Below are 26000 nucleotides of genomic sequence, written 5' to 3'. Positions count from 1 at the left end.
AATGTCTTTAAAAAGAAGGATAGCATTAACACTCAGCATCGCTTTTTCCCTGCTTTTTGCAATGGTAATGGCGGTAATTTACCTGTCCTTTAATGATTTCAGAAGAGACGAATTCAAAGAAAGATTCCGGCAGCGTCTGGAATTTACCACGCATTTTATTTCAAAGTCTAAAGATTTTGAAGAAGAAGCACCCGTTTTTTTTAACGAAAATTCAGATAATATTCTTCTGAACGAAACCATTTTAATTTTCAACAGCCAGAAAGAACTTATTTACAGTACCATCAAAGACAGGAATGTCACCTGGGACAATGCCCTGCTTAAAGAACTGGATGAAAAGAAAATCATCTATACCGAGAAAACAGTTCCCGAAGTGTATGCAGCCCTGAGAAATATCAATGGTGAAAATTATTATATACTTACCAGTGCCTTTGATACCAACGGAAAATCGAAGCTCGCATTCCTGAAATATCTTTTGATTGCAGCTTATGTCATGAGCACGCTTCTGATCGGTTTTCTGAGTTATTACTTTATGGGGAAATTTTTGAGGCCTCTGGAGGATCTCAACCAGGAAATATCGGAAGTAACGGCCCATAAGCTGACTACGAAGATCCCTGTTAGGCAGTCTGATGATGAGATCAACGTACTGGCAAAATCATTCAATACCATGATCGGAAGACTGGACGATGTATTTCAGTCCCAGAAAGACTTTACAGCCAGTGCATCACACGAGATCCGTACTCCCATCACAAGAATGGCTTTCCAGCTGGAAAATCTGATCAAGTTTGAAGAGCATTCCCCGGAGACTTTATCCGCACTGAAACAGATCCAACGCGATATTTATCAGCTGTCCGACCTCACCAACTCTTTACTGCTGCTGACTAAATTTGATAAAGAGAATATCCAGAGCATCTATGAAGAGGTAAGAATCGATGAAGTCATCTTTGAAGCCTTTGAGGCCGTGGAGAAAAGCTATCCAACTCTGAAAATGGACTTTCTGATCTCTGAAGATACTTCGGAAAACGGCCTTCTTACCATCAATGGAATCCAGTCATTACTCGTTATTGTCTTTATCAATCTGTTTAAAAATGCCGCGGTATATTCCGATGATGCAGAAATGGATGTCCTGATCACAGAAACCAATGAACAGCTTGCAGTAGATGTTATTTCTCACGGAAATACCATTCCGGAAGAGGAGCAGTTCAGACTTTTCGAAGCCTTTATGAGAGGGAACAATTCACAGAATATTTCAGGCTCAGGCCTGGGACTCCGTATTGTTAAAAGAATTCTCGAATACCACGGAGCACAAATCCTATACTCTTCTCCTGCCCAAAACCTCAATAAGTTCAGTGTGATTTTCAGGAAATAAGCCGAACCTGAATGATATACCTTTATTTTATCCGTTTTCCTGTCTGATATATGCCGCAAAAATCATATGGACAAAGATTTTTGTTAAACCGGCGATTGATTTTATACAAATTCAATGACCCGGGATAAAAAATAATACGATGTGACGGGCTGAAACAGCAGTATTCAACGGAAATTTAATTTTTTTTTAAGGCATCTTTAAGTTCGTTTTAATCGTATAGAAGCAATTTTGTTACCTAAAAGAAAAAGAATGAACAAGATTGCCGGACTGCTCATTGCCATTTCCTCATTCATGGCAGGGCAGCAACGGGAGCTGTCACTTCTGGAATGTGAAGAGGCATTTCAGAAGAACAACCTTCAGCTTCTCGCAGAACAGTACAACATCAACATGGCTGATGCAGATATTCTGCAGGCAAAGATCTGGGAACTTCCCCAGCTCAGCGGCCAGATCAACGCATATAATCCTGAAGGGAAAAAGGCATTCGACTTAGGTCATGCAAAAGGAGCCCAGGTTACCCAGCTCATCTATATGGGTGGGAAAAAGAAAAATGAAATAGCTTTTGCAAAATCAAATAAAGAACTGGCCCGGCTCCAGTTTTCCCAATTGCTTGTAGATTTAAGGGCTCAGTTGCGTACCGCTTATTTCAATCTCTACTACGAAAAACTTAAACTGGACAATACCAATAAGCAATTAGGATATATGAATGACCTTTTGAGCGCCTACCGCGTACAGTCTGCAAAAGGTAATGTTTCCCTTAAAGACGAAGTAAGATTACAGAGCCTTGTGATTCAGCTGAACAACGATAAGCTGGGAATCAATAAAAACATCCTTGAATTTGAACAGAATCTGAAAGTACTGACAGGTATTACCGACGATATTGAACCTCAGATTTCCGATGCGGAAGCAAAAGATATTCTGGCCGCCCAGCCTTTTGGAGATGATGAAGAACTTAAAAAAAAGGCCCTGGAGAATAATGCAGACTATCAGTATTATTTAAAATTAATAGAAAACAGTAAACTGTACGCCCAATGGCAGAAATCGATGAATGTTCCGGATCTGAATGTGGGAGCCGGATGGGATCAGAATGGAGGAACATTTAAAAATGAAGTGAATCTGATGGTGGCTATTCCGCTGCCTTTATGGAAATCCAATCAGGGAAATGTTGAAAAAGCGAATTATGCTATTCAGCAGAATCAGAAAAATGCAGATTATCAGAAACTGAACCTCGAAACAAAAGTCCGGGCAGCCTATAAAACCTGGAAAACCCAATACGATCAGCTGGCAGAGATCAAAACAACGGATCTTAATAATATGGACCTGGTGTATGACGGGATGATGAAAAATTTCAGAAAAGGAAATGTGAACCTTATTGAATTTACAGATTTTATGGACAGCTACCGGGAGGCGGCACTTCAGATCTACGATATGAAAAATGAGATCATCCAGTCGGCGGAGCAGCTCAATCAATTAATACAAACGAAAATCTTCTATTAATCATGAAAAAATATATTATCCCTGTACTGATCACTTCAGCCTTATTATCCTGCGGGAAAAAAGAAGAAGCGAAGCCACAGGCCAAAAAAGGTTTTGAACTGAGCAATACCATGCTGAGTTCCATCTCTCTCGCAAAAGTGGAAAAGAGAAATATAGAAGATCAGTATAATTTCTATGGAAAGATCTCTGCTGACAAAAACAGTTATATTGATGTTTATCCCCTGGTAGGAGGAAATGTCTTAAGTGTGAATGCGGAATTGGGCGATTACGTAAAAAAAGGACAGGTCCTGGCTACGATCAGAAGTACGGAACTGGCAGAAGTACAGAAAGATGTAAGCGATGCAAAGACAGACCTGGTCGTTGCACAGAATAATCTCCGGGTGGCTAAGGAAATGTTTGAAGGAAAACTCACCACAGAAAGAGAGGTGCTCGAAGCCAGAAGTGTTCTGCAGAAAGCACAGGATCAACTGCAGAGAGCTACTGCGGTAAGTACGGTATACAACGTGAAAAAAGGAAATATTTACAGTGTAGTAGCCCCGATCAGCGGATATATTGTACAGAAAAATATCAATAAAGATATGCAGCTGAGAAGCGACAGGAGTGAGAATATCTTTGACGTTGCCAATACCACTAATGTATGGGCCATCATGAATGTAAATGAATCCGATATAGACAAGATCAGTCTCGGAATGAAGGCCCAGGTGTCCACCCTGTCTTACCCGGATAAAGTTTTTGACGGAAAAATTGATAAAATATTTAAGATCATTGATCCCGAAACCAATGCCATGCAGGCAAGAGTGGTTCTGGATAACGCCGGCGGATTACTGATCCCGGAAAGCAAGGCAACCATAAAAGTTTCGAGTTCTGAAGACGTTACAGCACTCACCGTTCCTTCAAAAGCCGTGATCTTTGATGACAACAGAAGCTTTGTAGTAGTTTTTAAATCCAGAACGGATATTAAGGTGAAGGAAATAAAAATACTGAAGCAGGTAGGGGAGGTTACCTACGTGGGAGGAGGGCTTTCCGAAGGAGAAGAAGTGATCACCAATAACCAGCTGCTGATTTACCGTTCCCTGAACAGCTGATTTTTTAAACACTGTTTTAAAATTCTTTCAACGGCTTTTTTAGGTCATCAATGTAATCCATCATGAATAAATTTATTAAAAATATAATTGCTTTCTCCTTAAAGAACAAAGCATTTACCTTTATCTGGGTGGCTATTTTGGCTATATCAGGATTTATCAGTTTCAAAAATATGCCCATTGAAGCTTTTCCTGATGTTACCAATACCCAGATTGTCATCATAACCCAATGGAATGGGCGGAGTGCCGAAGAAGTCGAACGTTTCGTCACCACTCCCATCGAATTGGCCATGAGCCCGGTTCAGAAGAAAACAAGCGTAAGAAGTACCACCATGTTTGGGCTTTCCATCGTTAAAATTCTGTTTGACGACGGGGTGGATGATACTTTTGCCAGAAATCAGGTCAACAACCAGTTAAGAACCATTAGCCTTCCTGATGAGGTAGATCCTGAAGTTCAGCCACCCTACGGGCCAACCGGTGAAATTTTCAGATATACCCTGGAAAGTAAAACCAAAGATTCCAGAGAGCTGCTTACCCTTCAGAACTGGGTCATCGACCGTGCGTTAAGAGGAGTTCCCGGAGTGGCAGACATCAACGTTTTCGGAGGACAGGATAAAGTTTTTGAATTAAGCATAGACCCGCGGGCACTCGATAAATACAACCTCACCCCTCTCCAGGTATATGATGCCGTTACCAAAAGCAACCTGAATGTGGGGGGAGATGTTATAGAAAAGAACGGGCAGGCTTATGTGGTAAGAGGAATCGGTCTGGTAAAATCCATATCCGATATCGGAAATATCACCATACACAACGACAGCGGTAACCCGGTTCTGGTAAAGAACGTAGCGGATGTTCATGAAAGCTCTATGCCGAGAGTAGGACAGGCAGCTCTGAACAATCATGACGATACCGTGGAAGGAATCGTGGTGATGAGAAAAGGGGAAAACCCGAGAGAAGTTCTGGTAGGCGTAAAAGCGAAAATTAAAGAACTCAACGAAAAGATCCTTCCGAAAGACGTAAAAATGGTTACCTTCTACGACAGGGATAACCTGATGGATTTTACCACCCATACCGTAATGCACAACCTGATCGAAGGGATTGTGCTGGTAACGGTAATCGTTCTGATCTTTATGGCCGACTGGAGAACAACCCTGATCGTTTCCATTATCATTCCCCTGTCCCTGTTGTTTGCCTTTTTATGCTTAAAACTGGCAGGAATGAGTGCCAACCTTCTTTCCCTGGGAGCCGTGGATTTCGGGATCATTATAGACGGTGCCGTCGTCATGGTAGAAGGACTCTTTGTAATGCTCGACCATAAAGCACATAAATACGGAACCGAAAAATTCAACAAACTCGCAAAAGGAGGCTGGATCAAACAGACGGGAACCGGTCTTGGAAAGGCCATTTTCTTCTCAAAGCTGATCATCATTACCTCTCTGATTCCTATTTTCTCATTCCAGAAAGTAGAAGGGAAGATGTTTTCACCTTTAGCCTTTACTTTAGGTTTTGCCCTGATGGGAGCATTAATATTCACCCTGACCCTGGTTCCGGTTCTTTCCCATATTTTATTGAATAAAAATGTAAAAGAAAAGAATAACCCGTTTGTGAATTTCTGGGACCGGATTGTTTTAAAAGGTTTCAACTATACTTTTAAACATAAAAAGATGAGCCTTATCGTGGCCATTGCATTTCTTGGAGTCACATTATTCTCCGGAAAATTTTTAGGAACAGAATTCCTGCCGCAGCTGAATGAAGGTTCGCTATGGATCACTGCGGAAATGCCCATGAGCTCATCATTGAAGGAATCACTGAAAACAGCAGACCTTCTCAAAAAAGACATTATGAGTGTACCGGAAGTTACAGATGTTCTGGCACAGACTGGGCGAAGCAACGACGGAACAGATCCTAATGGATTCGGATTTGTACAGTTTGCCGTCAACCTCAAACCTAAAGAAGAATGGAAACGCAACATCAGCTATGAAGAACTGATCGATGAGATCGATAAAAAACTCAGAAATTACCAGGGAATTACCTTCAATTATTCACAGCCGATCTCCGATAACGTAGCGGAAGCCGTAGCCGGATTCAAAGCGGAAAACGGAATCAAGATATACGGAGATAATCTGGAAACCCTGGATAAGCTGGCAGAAGAAGTGCTGGCACAGATCAAAAATGTAGAAGGGGTAAAAGATCCCGGGATTATTAAAAATATCGGACAGCCGGAAGTGAGCGTTGTTCTGGACAGAGATAAAATGGCAGCTTACGGAGTGATGCCCGCAGATGCACAGGCAGTGCTGGAAATGGCCTTCGGAGGAAAAACCGCTTCGGAAATGTTCGACGGCGAAAGAAAATTTCCGATCCGTCTCCGTTATTCCCAGGAATACAGAAAAGATGAAAATGATATTGCTTCCCTGATGGTGCCTACGCAGGACGGAGCGAAGATTCCGTTAAAAGAGATCAGCAATATTGTGAAAGATAACGGGGCCGCCTTTATTTACAGGGATGATATCAAAAGATATATTGGGGTGAAATTCTCGATCCGCGACCGCGATTTGGGAAGTACCATTGCCGATGCCCAGAAAAAAGTAGCGAATATTGAACTTCCGGACGGGTATTCCATCGGATGGACAGGGCAGTTTGAAAACCAGCAGAGAGCCTCTCACAGGCTTGCCCAGGTAGTACCCGTAAGCATTCTGATGATCTTCTTTTTACTGTTTATCCTGTTTGGAAACATGAAAGATTCTCTTCTGGTGCTGGCGAATGTGCCTTTTGCCCTGATCGGTGGGATTATTGCCCTCCATGTTACAGGAATGAATTTTGGAATTTCTGCGGGAGTCGGGATGATTGCGCTTTTGGGAATCTGTATCCAGAACGGGGTAATCCTGATCACAGAATTCCATCAGAATGTGAAAAACGGTCTCACCATAGATGATGCTATTCTAAGTGGTGTAAAATCCAGAACCAGACCTGTGATTATGACAGCGCTTATGGCATCTATCGGCCTGATGCCGGCTGCCTTGTCTACCGGTATCGGGTCAGAATCCCAGAAACCTCTGGCTATTGTCATTATCGGAGGACTTATTACGGCAACGGTTCTTACCTTACTCATCTTCCCGATCATTTTCTGGATCTTCAACAGGACGAAAAAGTCCCAGCAGATCTAGTTTCTTTCATTTATATTATATTTAATTGGGCCTGAAATATTCTGTATTTCAGGCTTTTTCATAAAAGGTTTCACAAAGTTTTTCTCAATCCGGAAATTTATGTAAATTTGCAGTCTCAATACATTGAAATATAAGGTTTGTACTTCATTGGATTTGAATATTGAAACTTTTTTTTATTAAAAAGGTTTTGGTATTTAAAAATTCATTATATTTGCACACCGAAAATTTGAAAAACAATAAATAAATAATTTTAAATCATGGCAAAGGAAACGTTTAATCGTAACAAACCACACTTGAACATTGGTACTATTGGTCACGTTGACCATGGTAAAACTACACTTACTGCTGCTATCAGTAGTGTATTAGCTAACAAAGGTCTTGCTGAGAAAAAAGACTTCTCTGCAATTGACTCTGCTCCAGAAGAAAAAGAAAGAGGTATCACTATTAATACAGCTCACATCGAGTACGAAACTGAAAACAGACACTACGCTCACGTTGACTGTCCAGGTCACGCCGACTATGTGAAGAACATGGTAACTGGTGCTGCTCAGATGGATGGAGCAATCTTAGTATGTGCTGCAACTGATGGACCAATGCCTCAAACTAGAGAGCACATCCTTCTTTGCCGTCAGGTAAACGTACCAAGAATCGTTGTTTTCATGAACAAGGTTGATATGGTGGATGATGCTGAGCTTTTAGAGCTTGTTGAACTAGAACTTAGAGATTTATTATCTACTTACGAATATGACGGAGATAACTCTCCAGTAATCCAGGGATCTGCTCTTGGTGCTCTTAACGGAGACGAGAAGTGGGTGAAAACTGTTGAAGAATTAATGGAAGCAGTTGATACTTGGATCGAGCAGCCTGTAAGAGATCAGGATAAGCCATTCTTGATGCCAATCGAAGACGTATTCTCTATTACAGGTAGAGGTACTGTTGCAACTGGTAGAATCGAGGCTGGTGTTATCAACACTGGTGATCCGGTTGATATCGTTGGTATGGGTGATGAAAAATTAACTTCTACAATTACAGGGGTTGAGATGTTCAGAAAAATCCTAGACAGAGGTGAAGCTGGTGATAACGTAGGTCTATTGTTGAGAGGTATTGAAAAAACTGACATCAAGAGAGGTATGGTTATCGCTAAGAAAGATTCTGTTAAACCACACAAAAAATTCAAAGCTGAGGTTTATATCCTTTCTAAAGAAGAAGGTGGACGTCACACTCCATTCCACAACAAATACCGTCCTCAGTTCTACGTAAGAACTACTGACGTTACAGGTGAGATCTTCTTACCAGAAGGTGTAGAAATGGTAATGCCTGGTGATAACTTAACAATCACTGTAGAATTGCTTCAGCCAATCGCTCTTAACGAGGGTCTTAGATTCGCGATCAGAGAAGGAGGTAGAACAGTTGGTGCAGGTCAGGTTACTGAAATCATCGAGTAATTATCTTAAAAATATAAAAAGCTTCCGTAAGGAACTTCTTTACGGAGCTTTTTAATCTACGGGCATCGTCCAATGGTAGGATACCGGTCTCCAAAACCGTTGATCTGGGTTCGAATCCTAGTGCCCGTGCAAATATAAATTATGAGTTCATTTGTCGATTTTTTAAAAGGTTCTTATAACGAATTCAGACATAAAGTTGAATGGCCAAAGTGGGCTGACCTTCAGTCTTCTACAATCGTAGTGACTATTGCGACTGTAATCCTGGCATTATTTACCTTTGGAGTTGATGAATTGTTTTCTAAAGCAATCAGCAACATAATTGGAATGCTAATTAACGTGTTCAACTAAAACAAAAGTATTTTCCCATAATGAGCGAATTGAAATGGTATGTGCTGAAAGCAATCAGCGGACAGGAAAATAAAGTGAAAAACTATATTGAGACGGAAATCAAACGTTTAGGGTTTGAACAGTACGTTACTCAGGTGGTTATTCCTATGGAAAAGGTTATTCAGATCAGGAACGGTAAAAAGGTTCCTAAAGAAAGACCTTACTATCCTGGTTACCTGATGATCGAAGCTGATCTGATGGGAGAAATTCCTCACGTTATCAAAAATATTCCCGGTGTAATTTCTTTCTTAAGCTTAACAAAAGGAGGAGATCCTGTTCCGATGAGAAAATCTGAAGTGAACAGAATGCTTGGAAGAATGGATGAACTTTCAGAATTTGCAAGCGACGTTGAGATTCCATATGTAGTAGGAGAGAACGTTAAAGTAATTGACGGGCCTTTCAACGGATTCAACGGTACAGTTGAAAAAATCCTTGAAGATAAAAAGAAAATTGAAGTTTCTGTATTGATCTTCGGTAGAAAGACTCCAATGGAACTGAGCTATATGCAAGTTGAAAAAGTATAATACAACTTACAATAAAATATAAAAGACTGCTGAACAAGCGGTCTTTTTTTATACCTTTTTCTTCGCTTTTTAATATTACCCTTCATTACATTTTTATTTTCATAATATATCAAAAAAGACAGTCTTTCTGCCTGGTACGGTCTCTCTGATTTCAATTTCCTTAATATCTGCTTCATTTGAATTGAGCGCTTTCCAATATTAATCCTGATTCATTATCAATCTGCACGAATACTCTTTCTGTTATTGATGATTTTTTTATTTATTTGTCTTATTTTTGGTTTTAATTTAATGTTTTTGAATTAAGTTAATTATTTTATTCATAATAAATAATTATTTTTTGATTATTATTCATGTGGCATGCTTCTTGTAAGTTATTGCCCAACTAATCCATACAATTTTACATGTCCACAATTGAATACTATGCTTTGCAGGAGTAGGGTCTTTCCTATATCTGTAAATCAATTGGGAATACTGAATACAGAACTTAAGATTAGGTAACCTATAAACACACATTTCCAATGACGAAAATTATTTCGATGGCGCTTGTCGTAAGTGCTGTGCTTATGAACGCTCAGGTTGGCATAAATACGGCAAAACCTGAAAAAGAACTTACTGTAAACGGAACAATGAAAACTTCAGGAATGGTTTTCAAAAAACCTATGGAAAAGCTCGGAGCAGATGAAAACTATACCTTCATTATTAAATCTCCGGCACCTGAAAATAAAATTACTGCCTATAACGATAGCTTTGTTCCGAACTCCCCGGCTCCCATCAATCTTATCCAGTTTAAGATTGCCTGCGACCCGTCAGATAAAGACTGGGTAAACCAGTTTGATACCAGAATAAACGCTCAGAAATTTTTTGTAGTGATTTCCTCATTTGGCTTTACCCAGCCTGTGAGATCTTCTACCGACTGGGTAACACCTGTCCCGCAGATCTATGCTTATCCCACAGCAGGAACATGGAAGCTTAAGGCAGATTATCAGGGATTTTCCCCGGCTTCTACATTGCCTACGGGGGAATGGACGCTTAACCTGCTGGTTTTCGACCGGTCTTATGCAAAAGATGTAAACTCTACTCAGGATCTTAAGGCTTCATCTACGGGAGCTGCCGTTGCTCCCTTAATTCAATAAAAATAAACACATGAAAAAAATTACCCTGCTATTAGGTATGGCTTTGATTTCATCAGCAATAAAAGCCCAGATAGGAATCAATACAGCCAATCCTAAAGGAACACTGGAAGTAGAAGGAGAAACTCTGGTGGAATCTTACCTGGTAGATACGGAAAATGCTCCGGCCAGAGGAAATTACCTGCTTCTTACCCGTTCCAAGGACAGTTCGCCGGTCGGAAAAGTAAAGATGCTCGACATTTCTCTCCGTAATGTGGCACCCGTGAATATGTACACGGTCGTTCTGAAGAATGTAAAACAGGATGAAGTAGTAAGCCTCAATACAGGCCTGGATGCAGATAAATATGTTCTTGCCATTACAGGAGCTGTTTTTACCGATGCGGTATCTGCTGCCAATACCGGTACCAGTCCGAAATCTTATGGTGCCTATTCTACCGAAGTAACCAAACTCTCAAAAGACGGTAAAAATTACCATGCCGTGAATTTAAGTTTTAAAGGAGCAGGAACTGTCTCTTCTCAAAACGGAACATGGACATTCACGCTGAATGTTTTCGAAAAATCACTGGTTAAAGACTGGGGAACCTTCAATGGTTCAGTTTCCGCATCTGCCTCGCCGGCATACTCAGGAGTTTCTGCTAATACCCCGCTGGGGCTTCAATAAAAAAATATGAGAAAAAAAATTTATATCACCATAATAATGACTCTGGGATTATTGCTGAATGCCCAGACAGGTAAAGTAGGAATCAAGACGGATCAGCCTGCGGAGACCCTTGATGTGAACGGTAAAACATATACCAATTCTTTATATCTAAGAAATCCCGGAGAGCCTACCATGACAGGAGGAAGCTTTTTGGCAACTTCCGAAAACGGGCTCCAGTTATACGATCCCACATTGGAAAGCAGCGGATTATTCAATTATATTAAACTAACGCTTACAGGAGTTTCCGGGAACGGGATTACGGATTATGATACTAAAATAGATGCCAATAACTTTCTGGTTGTACTTCACAACTATTCTTTCAAACTGAATGACAATTCTACCAATGTGATGCTGGATTATGGAAATAACGGTATTAACGATAATATGCAGGGGTCTCCGGATGTTGGAGCTTTCAAAAAAAACGGGACATGGCATATCAAAGCGAGATTTACAGACAGCAGGATTATAGCCACCAATACCAATCCACCTTCCAGAACATATGATAATTTTACGGTAGATCTTTATCTGATGGCCTATAAAAGATTAATTACAAAGCAAAATATCAGTGATGTAAATGCTGATCTGAGAGGAACTGACGGTTCTGCCCAGACGCTTGATAAGCCTTCAGGATTTTAAAAAAGAAATATATTTTGAAAATTATACGAAAACAGGAGCCTGAACTTCATTAAAAAGTGAATACAGAAACAAAATAAAAAAGAAAAAGAGTACTGAAAAGTGCTCTTTTTTTGTTTGTGAGAAAATAAGCACAATCAACAGAATAGCTGAAGTTCCGTGAATTTGAAAGCAGATTAAATTTTCTTAAAATATGTCTTTAATTAGAGAAATATTATTTACATTTATATAGGGAAACCAAAAACTAAACCTAAAAACAAAAAATTAATAACATGAAGAAAATTTTTCTTTTGACATTCTTGTCATGCATGGCTTTTAATAAAGCCCAGAATTGGTCACTAACAGGTAATTCAGGTACAGACCCTGCAACCAACTTTATCGGAACAACAGACAATAAAGATCTGGTCTTTAAAACCAATAATGCCGAACGGTTTAAAATTGCCGACGGGCGGATGTTTTTCAATATCAATACAGTAGATGGAGACGGAATTGATATTATTGACAACACTCCAAACAAAAATAGCGGAACAGATGTGGTGTGGATTAAAAGTGTCCACAGCCAGCCTAATGATGTAGGACTGTTAACCATATCTACGGCCAACTGGCAGTATCCTATATTTTCAGCAAGAGAAAACGGAAAGATCCTGATGGGACTTAACGCGTACAATTCTTCCCTGGCTTCCTGTTCCGACTGTAATAATTACAGACTGTTTGTAAAAGACGGAATCAAAACAGAAAAAGTTAAAGTTGAAATTGCCAGTGCCAATGGCTGGGCAGATTATGTATTCAGTGACAGTTATAAACTGCTGCCTTTACATGAAGTGAAGAAATTTATCACTTTGAATAAACACCTTCCCGAGGTTCCTTCTGCCGATGAAGTGGTAAAAAACGGAGTTGAATTAAAGGAAATGAATGTTCTTTTACTGAAAAAAATAGAAGAACTTACATTGCATCTGATTGATTTGAATGAAAAGCTTGAAAAGCAGGACAAAAAAATAGAGGAATTAGAAAAACATAAATTATGAAAAAATTTCTCTTTTTCTTAATTCTGTGCAATGTATTCGCTACCTTCAGATCACAGCAGACCGAGGCACAGGCAAGAGCCTGTATCATAGATGTAAGCGGGAAAAAACTTCCCGCTGAATTGCAGAAAAACAGCACAAATTGTGGTAATACCTCACCCTACGCCTATCATTATCATGATAATCCAAAGTATATTCCACAGGTAACCGATGATGTGATCTATGTGAAACTGAATTTTATCTTTCCTACCAAACCGGACGGAACAGGTAACTTTGAACAGAATAACCCGGAACATACTGCATTTCTTAACAGCTTTGTTGATATGATCAATTACCGGCTTGCCAATCTGGGAAGCCCGGACAACACCTGTGAAAATTCTTCCCAGCAGATCTCTGATACGAAAATAAGAGTAATTGTGAACAAAATCTGGAAGGTAGATCCTGCATGGGATTTTCTTGTAACAGGTTTTAATCCGGCCAATAATAACCCTTACGACAATAATAGTATTTTAATACCCGGAAGTACCTATTACTATTCTTATTATGATAATGATCCAGCTATTCCTCCGGGAATTAATATTACATTTCCCAATAACGGACAGATCTATACTGAATATCAGAATGGAAATTTCAGCCAGACACCTCTAGGCTGGGCTGCTTCTGAGTTCCCGTTTACCTATCAGTTTGATGCCAAATCCAGACAGCTGTGGCCGGATATTTATAACGGGTTTCTTCACAGGAAACAGTTTGCCGTAGGTAACCCGGCTTTGGGCAGCCCTACCTGGGAAACTGTAAAGCAGTGGTACTATTCTGATATGGGAGCCAGAGCAATGGTTCATGAATTGGGACATAACCTGGGACTGTATCACCACGACTGCGGGGCAAACCTGATGAGTTATTCGGCAGGAAATCATAATTATCTGAGTATTGAAGATGTTTCAATGATGTTTCAGACAGCTTCGGTAACCAGTGTGAGACAGTATTTTACAGAGAACTCATTTAAAAATACCTATTTAAATGTAAATTCTGATGAGCTGTGGGACATCAATTTCAGGAATTATTCAAACGTGAAAATTGACAATAATTCAAGGTTAAAGCTAACCTGCAAGCTGATCATGGCTCCTCAGAGCAGAGTAGTTGTTAAAAGCGGCAGCAACCTGGTCATTGAAGGTGCTGATGTAAGGTCGGCCAACGATTCTTCCTGGAATGGAATAAAAGTAGAAGGAACCGGCTACTGTTTAATTTTGCCGGATACAAAAATAGACAACGGATATTTTTACGTTTATGCCGATGATACCCCTTTGCCGGTGACTAAAAATGTGGCGGATACACAGGTTATCAAACCGGAAGCCAAACTGAAAGGAGAAGTAAAACCGGCTGCTTCGGATTTATTTAAAATTTATCCTAATCCTACGGGGGATTTTATTAATATCCGCACCAACGAAGAAATAATTTCTGTTTCAGTCTATAATGCTTCCGGAAACAGGATCATAAATCATGCAGGCTCAACGAACAGGATAGATGTACAGGCTGTTCCGTCCGGAATGTACCTGTTGGAGATCAGAACAAAAAATAAAGTGATCACCGAAAAATTCATTAAAAAATAATTATCAGACAAAATCGACGGTTAAAAATTACCGCCCAGAAATGGGGGGTAATTTTTTTTTGAATACATATTAGACTTTTATTCATGTATTTAGCAAATTAATATTTGCTATTTCAAAAATATTTTATAATTTTGCAGTCCGAAAAGTAGGATTATCTAATGTGAGAATGGATAACCTGCTGAATAATAAATGCTTCCAAACTCATTAATTATTCAAACTAAAAAAAATTAAAATGGCTAAGAAAGTCTTTAAAATGGTAAAGCTTCAGGTGAAAGGTGGCGCAGCTAACCCTTCTCCACCAGTAGGTCCGGCTTTGGGTTCTGCAGGTGTGAACATCATGGAGTTTTGTAAGCAATTTAACGGAAGAACCCAAGACAAGCCAGGGCAAGTTTTACCTGTAGTAATTACAGTATACGAAGACAAATCTTTTGAATTCGTTATCAAAACTCCACCTGCAGCAATTCAGTTGATGGATGCGGCTAAGATCAAAGGAGGTTCCGGTGAACCAAACAGAAACAAAGTAGGTTCTGTATCTTGGGATCAGGTTAAGAAAATCGCTGAAGATAAAATGGCAGACCTTAACTGCTTTACACTGGATTCAGCTCTTTCTATGGTTGCAGGTACTGCTAGATCTATGGGATTGAGAGTAACAGGAACTAAACCAACTAACGCTTAAAACTTAAAGAAATGGCAAAATTAACTAAAAAGCAAAAGGAAGCTTTAAGCAAAGTAGAAAAAGGAAGAATCTATAACCTTGAAGAAGGTTCAGCTCTTGTAAAAGAAGTGAACACTGCAAAGTTTGATGCTTCAGTAGATATCGCTGTAAGATTAGGGGTAGATCCAAGAAAAGCAAACCAAATGGTAAGAGGTGTTGTATCTCTTCCTCACGGAACCGGTAAAGATGTTAAAGTGTTAGCTTTAGTAACTCCGGATAAAGAAGCAGAAGCTAAAGAAGCTGGTGCTGACTATGTGGGTCTTGATGAATACCTTCAGAAAATCAAAGACGGTTGGACAGATGTTGATGTTATCGTTACAATGCCTGCTGTTATGGGTAAATTAGGACCATTAGGTAGAGTATTAGGACCAAGAGGTTTAATGCCAAACCCTAAATCAGGAACTGTAACGATGGAAATCGGTAAAGCAGTAACTGAGGTAAAAGCGGGTAAAATCGATTTCAAAGTAGACAAGTATGGAATCATCCATGCCGGTATCGGAAAAGTATCTTTCGATGCTGCTAAGATCAAAGAAAATGCTCAGGAACTTATCCAGACATTGATCAAAATGAAGCCGACTGCTGCTAAAGGAACTTATGTGAAAAGTATCTACCTGTCTTCTACAATGAGCCCGGGTATTGCAATCGATACTAAATCTGTTAACTAATATTTAATCCTAAGACAATGACAAAAGACCAAAAAGTTGTAGCAATACAAGAGATCAAAGATTTGCTTCAGGATGCAAAAGTAGTATACGTAGCAGATTTAGAAGGTTTGAACGCTGCTAAATCTTCTGACTTCAGAAGACAGGCTTTCAAGCAGAATATCAAAGTAAAAGTAGTTAAAAATACACTTTTACAAAAAGCAATGGAGCAAATTGAAGGAGTAGATTACTCTGAAATGTTCCAGTCTTTCAAAGGAAACTCAGCATTGATGATTTCCGAGACTGCAAACGCTCCTGCAAAATTAATCCAGGGATTCAGAAAGAAAGAAGAGAAGCCGGCTCTTAAGTCTGCTTTTGTTCAGGAAACTTTCTATGTTGGTGACAATAACCTTGACATGTTGGCTAACATCAAGTCCAGAGAAGAAATGATCGGTGAAATCATCGGATTACTTCAGTCTCCAATCCAGAGAGTTGTTTCTGCTCTTCAGAACAAACCTGAAACAGTAGAAGCTAAAGCTGAAGAAGCTGCTCCTGCGGTAGAAGAAACTCCTGCTGCTGAAGCTCCTGAAGCTCCTGCTGCAGAAAGCACTGACGAAACGCCGGCTGCTGAATAATTACACTCAAAAAATTAAATAAATAATCAACAAAAACATTACAACAATGTCAGATTTAAAAAATTTAGCTGAAACGCTAGTAAACCTAACTGTAAAAGACGTAAACGAATTAGCTGCTATCCTTAAGGATGAGTACGGAATTGAGCCAGCTGCTGCTGCTGTAGTTGTTGCTGCAGGTGGTGCAGGTGATGCTGCTGAAGAAAAGACTGAATTCGATGTAATTCTTAAGTCTGCTGGTGCTTCTAAATTAGCAATCGTTAAATTGGTAAAAGATTTAACTGGTGCTGGTCTTAAAGAAGCTAAAGATATCGTAGACGGTGCTCCTGCTCCAATCAAAACTGGTATCTCTAAAGATGAGGCAGAAGCTCTTAAGAAGCAACTTGAAGAAGCTGGTGCTGAAGTAGAATTGAAATAATTCATTTTACATAAAATAATAAGCCTGAGTATTCGTACTCAGGCTTTTTTGTTGGCGGGCTGCTCAATTGGATGATTACATGATACATGCTTTTAAATTACTTATATTTCTGCCAATTCTTGAAACCCCTTTATATAATTTCTTATCATCATTTATCCGTAATGCAGAACAGATTAAAACAGGATTTATAGAACTTTATCGAAAATGCATTGCTTTCATTAAAAATTGGTATTTTTGTTTCGAAAAACACAATTAGATGAAACGGAACTATTTTCCTTCCTGCCGTATTCCCGGGGCAGGCCTTAAAATTTTTATAAAAAAAATAAAGGATAAATTTACCATTTTAGACCGTGTTCTCTCCGGTCTGTCTTTGTCGTCAGGGAAATCGTTCAAATCGACAACTCTTTGCTGAAGTAAGATCTTCATTCTATTTTAATAAATCATAAGGGACAGGGTATTTCTTTTAATGATTATGACATAATCAGGAAGTAATCTTGTAGTGAAAAGTTTTACTTAAAGACATTATTTGTAAATAGCAATTAGTGTTGAATTCTTATATAACATTATCTGAATTATTAATTATTTAAATTTTCTTACTCACTCAGCCGGAAAGATTGATAGTCTATTTAAAGTTGATCATTATACTGGAAAATAGAAAGCGTACAGTCTCCGCAAATCTTTGATTTTTACCCTTTTGAATGCTTTTATAATCTCATACATCTTTTTCTGCCCCTTATATTTAAATTTTGGTTAAAACAGACTCATTGTACAGGTTGTTATTAATAAATAGGATTGTTCCGTCATACTCACATCCATGATCACTCTGTTGATCTGTTCATTCTTAAAAAACTGAAAACATTTTTAAAACTATAAAGACAAATGAAAAAAAATTATTTTATTACGGTTTTGGCCTTATCATTAAGTACGCCTTATTTCGCTCAGGTTGGCATAGGAACTCCGGATCCGGATCAGTCAGCTATACTGCATTTACAGTCTGGGAATAAAGGATTTTTACCGCCGAGGATTAACCTTACGTCTTCAACTCTTCAGTTGGGAGCCACACCTAATGCAGAAGCTTTGGTTATTTATAACAACGGGACAACTTTTCCCAGAGGTTTGTATTATTGGGATGGAGCAAAATGGCTGAATATGGAAGGTTATGAACCTGTAATTCCTAAGATGAACCAGTTGCTCTGTAATGATGCAAGGCTGAGCCCGCCAACATTTATAGCAGGAAGTAATTATCAGGGTGTACTTACTATACCTTATACCGGCGGTAATGGGGGCAATTATTCTTCCGGTACAGCCATTAACTCTACCGGTGTTACAGGATTAAAAGCTGCTTTAAATCCCGGAAAACTGCAGATCGGTAACGGTGAGCTTGTATATAGTGTATCGGGAATCCCCAGTGCCTCTTCTCCCAATAAGGCTGTTTTTGCCATTCCGGATGTTTTTGAAGCAACGGGATGCAGTGCTATGGTAGGTGAAGGGAATAAGTTTGCCGTTGGAGAAACCAAATCATTCAGTTATTCAGCTCCGATGAATGTATTTAGTGCTAATGGACCTGGTTTGCGTAGAATGAATGGTAAGGCTGTTAATAATGTTACTACAACCAATAGACGTTTGTTAACTAATGCAGCCGGCTTAAATTCAAATTCTCCTGGTGTATTATTTATTAATGGTTTGATGATGGATTTTATGTATGACAGCAATGGTTTAATAAATCCGGTCATGCTGAATACAACCGCTAATCCTATTAATTACTCCATTACCTCATTAACGACATACGGAAGTTATTCTACCGGAATCAAAACGACAATTGCAGGGAATGCAGTCTCATTTCACGTTGATAATAATGATCAGCTGCTTTTTAATGATGACGATCAGTCAGAGTTCTGCGTATCTCAGATCATGTTTGAAAATGGAGAATGGTATCAGGTAACATGGACGGCCAACCAGATTAACAATATAGCTTATGGATATTTAACTGCACAAAGACTTAGATAATCTTTTTATACATACACAAAAAAGACTGTCTCACTTTTCAGACAGCTTTTTTGTACCTATAAAATCTCAATTTGATACTTTATAGATAATGGTATTTGAATATTATTGATGTATGTTTTATTGTATTTGTTTATTTTTATTAATTTGTTAACATTTAACATAATTAATTGTTTATTTGTTTTTAAATTAACTCATTAGCTTAAAATAGTTGTATTAAAACATTGTTTTTATTGAAAATTTATTATATTTGTATTGAAAAAAAACACACACTGATTTGAAAAGAAATTATCTTCTTTTCTGTAATCATATTGCTTTCTGTTCAATAGGAATATTGGCAGTATTGATTATAGGAACCCAAAATGCAGACCCCGGGCTATCTTCAGAATGGCCGGATTCTTCGGATGTGTCCTGTATGGTTTCAAATAAAAGCAACCATAGAGAAATTTCGGAAGATATTTCATTAAATCAATGGAAAACAAAAGATGATCCTGGAAACAGGATGAATCCTGATCAGAATCTGGAGCAATCCTTCTTTCCACAGCTCATTACTGATTTTTTACCTTTATCAGACAATAATATATCTGTAAAAACTCAATATTTCCGTCTTTCTGACTGTTCAAAATACTTTCTTGCTATTGCTTCATTATTGGACATGAAACCGGAAATAAATAGTATATCCTTTCTGCAGCTAAAATCAGATCTGCTACGTTCTGAAAAAGCCCATAAACAATTGAAAGGTTTTGTAATAGTCGTCAAGATCCCGGATAAAATAATTTCTTGATTTTCAGGAGGTTTATATTCATTTTTCATACCCTGAAATTCATATTTTCTGTATTGCCTTATTTCTTTCGCAAGTTGGGAAAGGTTTTGCATACAGGATTCAAAATAAAACACACAAAAACAACAAATATCACTAAAAAAATGAAAAGTAAATTATTTACGGTCGCAGCATTGTCCTTAAGTTTCTGGACATTCGCACAAGTAGGAATAAATACGGGTGATCCGAAGGCAAGTCTTGATGTTACAGGTTTTCCGGCAGTGGGAAGTAAGCTGGATGGTATTATTGCCCCCAGGCTTACCGGACTTCAATTGAGAAACAAGACCTATACAGCAGCACAGACAGGGGCAATAGTTTATGTTACGGTTGCAGATACTGCACCGGCCGGACAGACAATAAATGTTAATACACCAGGATATTATTATTTTGATGGCGCAGAATGGTCAGGTTTAGGAACGAACTGGCATACGGAAGGTAATCATGATACAGTGACACCTGTGGCAACTTTGGGAAGTGATATTGCCAAAGGAAATTATTTAGGAACATCAGATAATCGGAACCTTGTTATTGCAACAAAGAAAAATGTGAAAGCTATTCTTGATATTGATGGTAATCTCACAGGTGGAAATGCTAATTCTGCTTCAGGTCCGTACGCTTCTTTTAGCTGGGGATCCAACAATGTTTTTGGAAATACAACTTCTTCAAACATTGCTTTAGGAAGAGATAATAATGTTTCTGCACAGGCTGCAAACTTTCCGGGATTAGCCATTGGTGCAAAAAATACGGTGGCCAGCGGTGCTAAAGTTATAGGAAACAGCAATACCGCTACGGGAGCTGCTACTTTGATATTGGGTAATGGAAACGATCTCATGAATACATCAGGAATAACCATTGGAAACCAAAACAGAAATGATGGGGGAGTAATTGTCGGTACCGGAAATACTGCCAGTTATAGTAGTATGGCTGTCGGAGCCAATTCTACGGCTACCGGAAGCGGCTATGCTTTGGCAGTTGGGTTTTCTGCACAGGCTACCGGTAATCAGTCCGTGTACGGAAATATTTCACATATTTTTTCCGGTCAGGGTGCGGTAGGAACGGCTGCTACCAATGTAGGGATCAATATGGTTCCTAGCACAAGTAATTTTGCTGACCTTGAAGTGAGTAAAGCTATTCTGATCAAAGCAAATACAAGGCCTGCATGTGATGCTTCTAATGCCGGAACTATTATATATGAAGTATCATCATCTGTCGGAAACTTCGTGGGGTGCAGGCAAACTGGGGCCACTACTTACGCGTGGCAGAATCTTTAATAAAAAACACACAATTTTTTAAATAAAAAACAAACAAAATGACAAGAAAATTATTTGGAAAACTTGCTGCAGTGTTGATGACATTGGTGATGTCATCACTGATTTTTGCACAGCAGGGGTATGAACCTATCCGAGGGATGGGAGTAGAAGCAAAACCTGTTAATAATTCAGGAATTTGCCTTGCATGTTATAACGGGAGCATGAATCCTGTAATAGACGCAGATCTGAACAATAAAGTGAGTATGGGAAATTTTGCTTCCCTGATCAGTGGAAACGGAATCTCCGTGAAAAACACGAATACTACTTATCCAGCCGGATATATTACAGGTTTTAATGTAGACCTGGGAACCAGCATTATCACAATAGACCTCTTAAGCTCGCTGAGAATCAGCACGTACAAAAACGGAGTACTTCAGGAAAGTACAACCAGCAGTACCTTGCTTTCAGTTCCTGCGTTTGGGGGAAATAAAAACAGGATTTTCCTGCATTTTAAGACAACGAAAGAATTTAATGAAGTAAGGTTGTATCAAACCAATGTGCTTTCTATATTCAGTGCAATGAATGTATACTATGCATTTGCATTTGACCCTACAAAAGTACCAACAGATAATAATGGTATTTGTGATGATATTATTGCAGGAAGTGGTGTAGACGGTAATATTTCAGGAAGCAGCAGCTTCCTTGCCCCGCTTTCCTTTGTTCTGAATAAAGAAAATATTGGAGACGGAAATAAAAATTCCTTTGGTCAGATTGTTCTTCCGGTAGGGTTGTTAGGGTCTTATTCAGTAGGGGTTTTAGATAAAAACCAGGTATATCCTGCGGGAAATAGAGCTGGATTTGTGATAGAACCTGATGATCAGGGTAAACTTATCAGTGCTGAATTCTTGAAAAATATTACCATAGAAACGTATTTATTCGGACAACTGCAGGATTCAAGACAGCTTTCCGATGGGGGCGGTTTGATTAATATTAAGCTTTTGAGTTACGGTTCGGGAAAACAAAAGGTTTCTCTAACAACAACTAAGCCTTTTAATGAAATCAGATTGAAGGTGACTCAAACGGTAGGAGTTAATTTAGGTGCACTTAAAGTATATTACGCTTTTGAAGAGCCGGTATCCTGCGACTGTGATGATAAGATCCAGACAAGCGGATCCTCAACTAAAGGAAATATTGTCAACGGATTTGGATGGACACAGTCAGGATGGGGGCTTCTTGCTCCAAGCTTAAATAATCCTGGAGCAGTAGTGGATACTGATCCTTCCAATTATGCAAGACTTACTTTTCCTTTACTAGGAACTTTCCTTTTTTCAGCAAGTTTAACAGTAGGAGCTGATAATATGCTGCCTGCCAATACAATTGCAGGATATACGGTAGAAAAAACAGGCGGGCTTATAGGAGTTAGTATTTTAGATGCTGTTACTGTTCAGTTTTATAATGGAACTACTTTAACAGATACCTTTACCTCAGGAAGCCTTGTCACAGGAAACCTCTTTACAAGCGGGTCAAATAGATTTTATATAGGAGGTAAAGCAACTAAACCTTTTAACCGTATAAAAGTTACTTTCAGTTCATTACTGTCTGTGAATCTGGCTCAGGGGTATAATATTTATAATGCTTTTGCCAGTAAAGATGATGACGGAGATGGAGTGCCAAACTGCTTTGACCGTTGCTCCGGAGGAGATGATAGTATTGATGAGAACGGTAATGGTATTCCGGATTGTGCGGAAACTAGTGGTGGAAATTGTACTGCGGTAAACGATAAGTCTCCGGTACTGGATACAGATGGGGACGGTATTATAGATGCTTGTGATCTTGATTCTGACAACGACGGTATCCCGGATTCAATAGAAGATGCTGATCATGACGGAAAATTTGAAAATGATGATACAGAAGGAGATTTACTGTTTATTCCTGTTCTTGGTGATTCGGTTCCTAACTACCGTGATCTGGATTCAGATAATGACGGTATCCTGGATCTGTTTGAATCTGGTATTCCAGCCTCTGTAATTAACCAGATCGATAAAGATCATAACGGTATTATTGATAGTGACGTACCGGTAGGTAAGAACGGTCTTGCAGATATTCTTGAAACTTATCCTGACTCAGGAATTATGAAATATCCGATTAAAAATACTGATGGTGATGATAGACCTGACTTCCTTGATCTTACTTCCAACGGCTCGGTTTATGACCTGTATGCAATCGGAAAAGATAATTTAGATGATCTGGGTGGCGGATTTATTTCAAGAATTAACGATCAGGATAAAGACGGTATCCAGGCTGTGGTAGATACGGATCTTGTAAGAAGAGGTTCTCCGAATTCCCCGCTTTCTCCTTATGCTAAGTTCCTGAAAAACGGATCAGCTGAAGCCAGAATGATAGCTTCAGAGGTTACTGATGCAGCTAATGATATTAAAATATATCCAAACCCTGTAAAATCCGGAGAAAATCTTATGATTACATCTGCTGAAGAGGGAGTTTATACTCTGTTCTCTACAGAAGGAAAAGTTGTGAAGTCTGATAAATTCTCTGCACGTACAGGTATTGATACTTCTTCATTGCCAACAGGAATCTATATCATTAAGATTGAAACCAAATCAACTGTAAAATCTTATAAGGTAATTGTGAAATAACAGAAAAAAATATTTTCACTTATAATGATTTATATATGAAACAAAACCGCTCTTTTGAGCGGTTTTGTTGTTTTATTAATTGTCTGCTGGTCAATATATTGAACATTCTCTTTTGTTGTGTTTTTTAGCGCAAGTAGACATAGGAATAATTTAACAGTGCCCTGTAAAATATTTGCTTTTTTTTTGTTTTTCTTTGCACGGATTTTATGAATAGCCGACAATTTTGAAAAACATATTATATGAAGAGTAGTTATTTGTTAATTTTTTTTATTCTGTCACTTGTGGTCTGGAAAAACGGGCTGAAGGCACAGGTTAATCCGAATCAGGATTTTGATGGAGACGGAATTATCAATTCTCTGGATCTGGATGATGATAATGACGGTATTCCCGATCTTTTGGAAAGCCCGCCGTCAAACACGGTGGTGAATGGTTCTTTTACCTCTGTCTCTACTCCGTGGTCTCTGGCAGCAGGCTGGGTGTATAGCAGTGCATCGGGTAATGTAAGCATTACAGATAACAATGTTTCCAATGTAGATCTGAAGCAGAGTGTGAATAATCTTAACAGAACGGATGGTGTACTGGCTTTAACTATGACTCTTGGGGCTCAGGATGGGAGCCATGCCAGCGGGTCTACCGCATCGCTGCAGATCCTGGTGAATAATGTTGTGTATGCAACTATATCAAATAGTACCGTTAGAAATACAGCGACAAATAATGTCACGATCAGTCTGGCAACGGGAGTAACTTCCAGTTTTACCCCTTTTTCTACGGCCAGTATTACAGGATATACATTCCGTACCTTTGCCATTAATATTCCTTACAATTCGCCGGGTACTGCCGAGGTTATATTCCGTGCCACTACCGGATTGGATGACTGGACTATTGATGACATCTCTATTCCTGCATATATTTTAGATACGGATAATGACGGAATTCCTAATTATCAGGATCTGGACTCTGATGCAGACGGCTGCTTTGATGCCATTGAGGGAGATGAAAATGTAAAGCTTACCAATATCAGTGCTTCAGGAGTAATATTGGGTGCTGTTGACAGCCAGGGGATACCGGTTTTGGTAAATTCTGGAGGTGCGGCCGATATCGGTAGTGACCAGGGGCAGGGAGTAGGGAGTTCTCAAAGTGCTGCGGTAAACAGCTGCCTGTGTTATAAACCTGCGGTTACAGCCGGAACAGTGCTGAATGCGAATCAGGGAATTACAGCGCTCAACAGAGCTGGAGGAACAGAAAACTGGCCTTCCGTTAGAAAAGGAGCCTGGACAGTGCTGGAAGCTAAAACGAAAGGTTTTGTTCCTAACAGGCTTACTTCGGTGCAGATTGCCGGATTGCCCGCATCCGGGCTGGTGGAAGGAATGATGGTGTATAATACTACATTAGACTGTCTGCAGATTAATACGGATGGTACTGCGTCAGGCTGGAAATGCTTTAATACCCAAACCTGTTCAGATGTTAACTAATCAATTATTGAACCCTATGAGAAATAGCATATCAATCCTGTTCTTTTTATTTTCTTTTTGTGTTTACGCGCAAGTTGCGATAGGGAAAACTTCAGTTTCCTCAACATCGGTATCTCTTGAATTTGGTCCGGCCAACAGAGGGATGGTTTTGCCGTGGGTAACTTCTTCAGCCACAGTTTCAGGAGTGGTGAACGGAACAATGATCTATGATCTTACAGATAAAAAAATTAAAGTAAAATATGCTTCAGGCTGGAAAGATCTTTCCGTGAATGCCACAGGAACTACCGTTGATCCTGTTACCGGCATTGACGGTGCTTTGATTCAAAATTCAGCCACTGAAACATCGTCTGCTAAAGTTGCGGTCGGAACCCTTACGTCAACCCCGGGAATTTTAGTGCTTGAAGATACCAATAAGGCAATGGTTCTCCCTAAAGTAGCAAGCCCGCATCTTAATATCATTAATCCTTCACCCGGTATGATGGTTTATGATACCGCTACAAAATTACTGGCTGTTTTTAACGGGTCGGTTTGGACCTTCTGGAAACAGTAAAATAAAAGCTTTAAAATATTAACCACTTCAAAATGAAGTGGTTTTATTTGTCCGGGTAAAAAATATTTTGTACCTTTGTCCCTCTTTTGGCGCGAATAATTGTTTGTACATCTATAAAATATTGAAAATCACCTCTTTCATAAAAATGAAAGGGCTTTCGTGTATATGGATATTGCGGCGATCTCTGCCTCAAAAGTAATAAAAATATTTTGCATTACGCTGTGAAAAGATATACCAGCGTTGCAGTTAGAAAGAGCCAGGTACAAAGTTAAAAGAGCTAAGGTCTTTCG

22 protein-coding genes and 1 tRNA gene are annotated in these 26000 nt (G+C 39.2%); all 23 read left to right on the top strand.

Features of this window, described 5'->3' with window-relative positions; translation table 11 throughout:
- Position 1: 1 nt before the first annotated feature.
- The 23 genes from AC106S_RS18020 (at position 2) to AC106S_RS17910 (ending at position 25710) form a co-directional block, all read left to right on the top strand.
- Positions 2 to 1366 carry an ATP-binding protein gene (locus tag AC106S_RS18020; RefSeq protein WP_482441073.1) on the top strand — a complete coding sequence of 455 codons (1365 nt, stop codon included), beginning with the start codon at positions 2 to 4 and terminating at the stop codon, positions 1364 to 1366.
- A 249-nt stretch (positions 1367 to 1615) separates the two neighbouring features.
- Positions 1616 to 2860, top strand: a complete 1245-nt coding sequence (locus tag AC106S_RS18015; protein ID WP_482441072.1) for a TolC family protein — start codon at positions 1616 to 1618, stop codon at positions 2858 to 2860.
- A gap of 2 nt (positions 2861 to 2862) precedes the next feature.
- On the top strand, positions 2863 to 3945 hold the full coding sequence (locus AC106S_RS18010) for an efflux RND transporter periplasmic adaptor subunit (protein ID WP_482441071.1): 1083 nt from the start codon (positions 2863 to 2865) through the stop codon (positions 3943 to 3945).
- 62 nt (positions 3946 to 4007) lie between these two features.
- Complete coding sequence (locus AC106S_RS18005; protein ID WP_482441070.1) at positions 4008 to 7106, top strand: efflux RND transporter permease subunit; 3099 nt, start codon at positions 4008 to 4010, stop codon at positions 7104 to 7106.
- Positions 7107 to 7363: 257 nt separating this feature from the next.
- Complete coding sequence (gene tuf, locus AC106S_RS18000) at positions 7364 to 8551, top strand: elongation factor Tu (RefSeq protein WP_309429637.1); 1188 nt, start codon at positions 7364 to 7366, stop codon at positions 8549 to 8551.
- Between the two features lie 58 nt (positions 8552 to 8609).
- Positions 8610 to 8680: transfer RNA gene (locus AC106S_RS17995), tRNA-Trp, on the top strand.
- Positions 8681 to 8692: 12 nt separating this feature from the next.
- Positions 8693 to 8899, top strand: coding sequence for a preprotein translocase subunit SecE (secE, locus tag AC106S_RS17990; RefSeq protein WP_034702507.1), 207 nt, complete (start codon positions 8693 to 8695; stop codon positions 8897 to 8899).
- Between the two features lie 20 nt (positions 8900 to 8919).
- Positions 8920 to 9462 carry a transcription termination/antitermination protein NusG gene (gene nusG, locus AC106S_RS17985; protein WP_002976412.1) on the top strand — a complete coding sequence of 181 codons (543 nt, stop codon included), beginning with the start codon at positions 8920 to 8922 and terminating at the stop codon, positions 9460 to 9462.
- 518 nt (positions 9463 to 9980) lie between these two features.
- Positions 9981 to 10595, top strand: coding sequence for a hypothetical protein (locus AC106S_RS17980; protein WP_482441069.1), 615 nt, complete (start codon positions 9981 to 9983; stop codon positions 10593 to 10595).
- Between the two features lie 10 nt (positions 10596 to 10605).
- Positions 10606 to 11253, top strand: coding sequence for a hypothetical protein (locus AC106S_RS17975; RefSeq protein ID WP_482441068.1), 648 nt, complete (start codon positions 10606 to 10608; stop codon positions 11251 to 11253).
- Between the two features lie 6 nt (positions 11254 to 11259).
- The gene (locus AC106S_RS17970) at positions 11260 to 11928 is read left to right on the top strand and encodes a hypothetical protein (RefSeq protein ID WP_482441067.1); all 669 of its coding nucleotides are present in this window, start codon (positions 11260 to 11262) and stop codon (positions 11926 to 11928) included.
- A 269-nt stretch (positions 11929 to 12197) separates the two neighbouring features.
- A complete protein-coding gene (locus tag AC106S_RS17965) occupies positions 12198 to 12950 on the top strand; it encodes a hypothetical protein (protein ID WP_482441066.1) in 753 nt (250 codons plus the stop codon).
- Positions 12947 to 14554 (top strand): zinc-dependent metalloprotease, encoded by a 1608-nt coding sequence (locus tag AC106S_RS17960; protein WP_482441065.1) that lies wholly within the window; start codon positions 12947 to 12949, stop codon positions 14552 to 14554. Before AC106S_RS17965 ends, AC106S_RS17960 begins: the two co-directional genes overlap by 4 nt.
- Before the next feature lie 232 nt (positions 14555 to 14786).
- On the top strand, positions 14787 to 15230 hold the full coding sequence (gene rplK / locus AC106S_RS17955) for a 50S ribosomal protein L11 (protein ID WP_048511988.1): 444 nt from the start codon (positions 14787 to 14789) through the stop codon (positions 15228 to 15230).
- Positions 15231 to 15241: 11 nt separating this feature from the next.
- Entirely contained in the window at positions 15242 to 15934 is a 693-nt protein-coding gene (gene rplA, locus AC106S_RS17950) for a 50S ribosomal protein L1 (protein ID WP_062697382.1), read from the top strand.
- Positions 15935 to 15951: 17 nt separating this feature from the next.
- Positions 15952 to 16545, top strand: a complete 594-nt coding sequence (gene rplJ / locus AC106S_RS17945; RefSeq protein WP_062697384.1) for a 50S ribosomal protein L10 — start codon at positions 15952 to 15954, stop codon at positions 16543 to 16545.
- Positions 16546 to 16591: 46 nt separating this feature from the next.
- Positions 16592 to 16960 (top strand): 50S ribosomal protein L7/L12, encoded by a 369-nt coding sequence (gene rplL / locus AC106S_RS17940; RefSeq protein ID WP_062697387.1) that lies wholly within the window; start codon positions 16592 to 16594, stop codon positions 16958 to 16960.
- 879 nt (positions 16961 to 17839) lie between these two features.
- Positions 17840 to 18967, top strand: coding sequence for a hypothetical protein (locus AC106S_RS17935; RefSeq protein ID WP_482441064.1), 1128 nt, complete (start codon positions 17840 to 17842; stop codon positions 18965 to 18967).
- Positions 18968 to 19241: 274 nt separating this feature from the next.
- Entirely contained in the window at positions 19242 to 19748 is a 507-nt protein-coding gene (locus tag AC106S_RS17930) for a hypothetical protein (protein WP_482441063.1), read from the top strand.
- Between the two features lie 140 nt (positions 19749 to 19888).
- Complete coding sequence (locus tag AC106S_RS17925) at positions 19889 to 21055, top strand: hypothetical protein (RefSeq protein WP_482441062.1); 1167 nt, start codon at positions 19889 to 19891, stop codon at positions 21053 to 21055.
- A gap of 38 nt (positions 21056 to 21093) precedes the next feature.
- Complete coding sequence (locus AC106S_RS17920; RefSeq protein ID WP_482441061.1) at positions 21094 to 23688, top strand: T9SS type A sorting domain-containing protein; 2595 nt, start codon at positions 21094 to 21096, stop codon at positions 23686 to 23688.
- Positions 23689 to 23927: 239 nt separating this feature from the next.
- On the top strand, positions 23928 to 25160 hold the full coding sequence (locus tag AC106S_RS17915) for a hypothetical protein (RefSeq protein WP_482441060.1): 1233 nt from the start codon (positions 23928 to 23930) through the stop codon (positions 25158 to 25160).
- Positions 25161 to 25176: 16 nt separating this feature from the next.
- Positions 25177 to 25710, top strand: a complete 534-nt coding sequence (locus AC106S_RS17910) for a hypothetical protein (RefSeq protein WP_482441059.1) — start codon at positions 25177 to 25179, stop codon at positions 25708 to 25710.
- Positions 25711 to 26000 lie beyond the last annotated feature (290 nt).

It is taken from the genome of Chryseobacterium sp. FR054 (assembly GCF_056844565.1).
Note: the sequence above shows the minus strand (reverse complement) of the source record. Positions and strands in the feature narration are given on the sequence as shown.

Bases quoted from the DNA above. Each gene is read 5' to 3' on its own strand.
- AC106S_RS17915 (WP_482441060.1), top strand. From the start codon at position 23,928: ATGAAGAGTAGTTATTTGTTAATTTTTTTTATTCTGTCACTTGTGGTC.
- rplA (WP_062697382.1), top strand. From the start codon at position 15,242: ATGGCAAAATTAACTAAAAAGCAAAAGGAAGCTTTAAGCAAAGTAGAA.
- rplK (WP_048511988.1), top strand. From the start codon at position 14,787: ATGGCTAAGAAAGTCTTTAAAATGGTAAAGCTTCAGGTGAAAGGTGGC.
- AC106S_RS17920 (WP_482441061.1), top strand. From the start codon at position 21,094: ATGACAAGAAAATTATTTGGAAAACTTGCTGCAGTGTTGATGACATTG.
- AC106S_RS17970 (WP_482441067.1), top strand. From the start codon at position 11,260: ATGAGAAAAAAAATTTATATCACCATAATAATGACTCTGGGATTATTG.
- AC106S_RS18005 (WP_482441070.1), top strand. From the start codon at position 4,008: ATGAATAAATTTATTAAAAATATAATTGCTTTCTCCTTAAAGAACAAA.
- nusG (WP_002976412.1), top strand. From the start codon at position 8,920: ATGAGCGAATTGAAATGGTATGTGCTGAAAGCAATCAGCGGACAGGAA.
- AC106S_RS18010 (WP_482441071.1), top strand. From the start codon at position 2,863: ATGAAAAAATATATTATCCCTGTACTGATCACTTCAGCCTTATTATCC.
- AC106S_RS17975 (WP_482441068.1), top strand. From the start codon at position 10,606: ATGAAAAAAATTACCCTGCTATTAGGTATGGCTTTGATTTCATCAGCA.
- rplJ (WP_062697384.1), top strand. From the start codon at position 15,952: ATGACAAAAGACCAAAAAGTTGTAGCAATACAAGAGATCAAAGATTTG.
- AC106S_RS17960 (WP_482441065.1), top strand. From the start codon at position 12,947: ATGAAAAAATTTCTCTTTTTCTTAATTCTGTGCAATGTATTCGCTACC.
- AC106S_RS17935 (WP_482441064.1), top strand. From the start codon at position 17,840: ATGAAAAAAAATTATTTTATTACGGTTTTGGCCTTATCATTAAGTACG.
- AC106S_RS17980 (WP_482441069.1), top strand. From the start codon at position 9,981: ATGACGAAAATTATTTCGATGGCGCTTGTCGTAAGTGCTGTGCTTATG.
- AC106S_RS18015 (WP_482441072.1), top strand. From the start codon at position 1,616: ATGAACAAGATTGCCGGACTGCTCATTGCCATTTCCTCATTCATGGCA.
- tuf (WP_309429637.1), top strand. From the start codon at position 7,364: ATGGCAAAGGAAACGTTTAATCGTAACAAACCACACTTGAACATTGGT.
- AC106S_RS17965 (WP_482441066.1), top strand. From the start codon at position 12,198: ATGAAGAAAATTTTTCTTTTGACATTCTTGTCATGCATGGCTTTTAAT.
- AC106S_RS17910 (WP_482441059.1), top strand. From the start codon at position 25,177: ATGAGAAATAGCATATCAATCCTGTTCTTTTTATTTTCTTTTTGTGTT.
- AC106S_RS18020 (WP_482441073.1), top strand. From the start codon at position 2: ATGTCTTTAAAAAGAAGGATAGCATTAACACTCAGCATCGCTTTTTCC.
- secE (WP_034702507.1), top strand. From the start codon at position 8,693: ATGAGTTCATTTGTCGATTTTTTAAAAGGTTCTTATAACGAATTCAGA.
- AC106S_RS17925 (WP_482441062.1), top strand. From the start codon at position 19,889: ATGAAAAGTAAATTATTTACGGTCGCAGCATTGTCCTTAAGTTTCTGG.
- rplL (WP_062697387.1), top strand. From the start codon at position 16,592: ATGTCAGATTTAAAAAATTTAGCTGAAACGCTAGTAAACCTAACTGTA.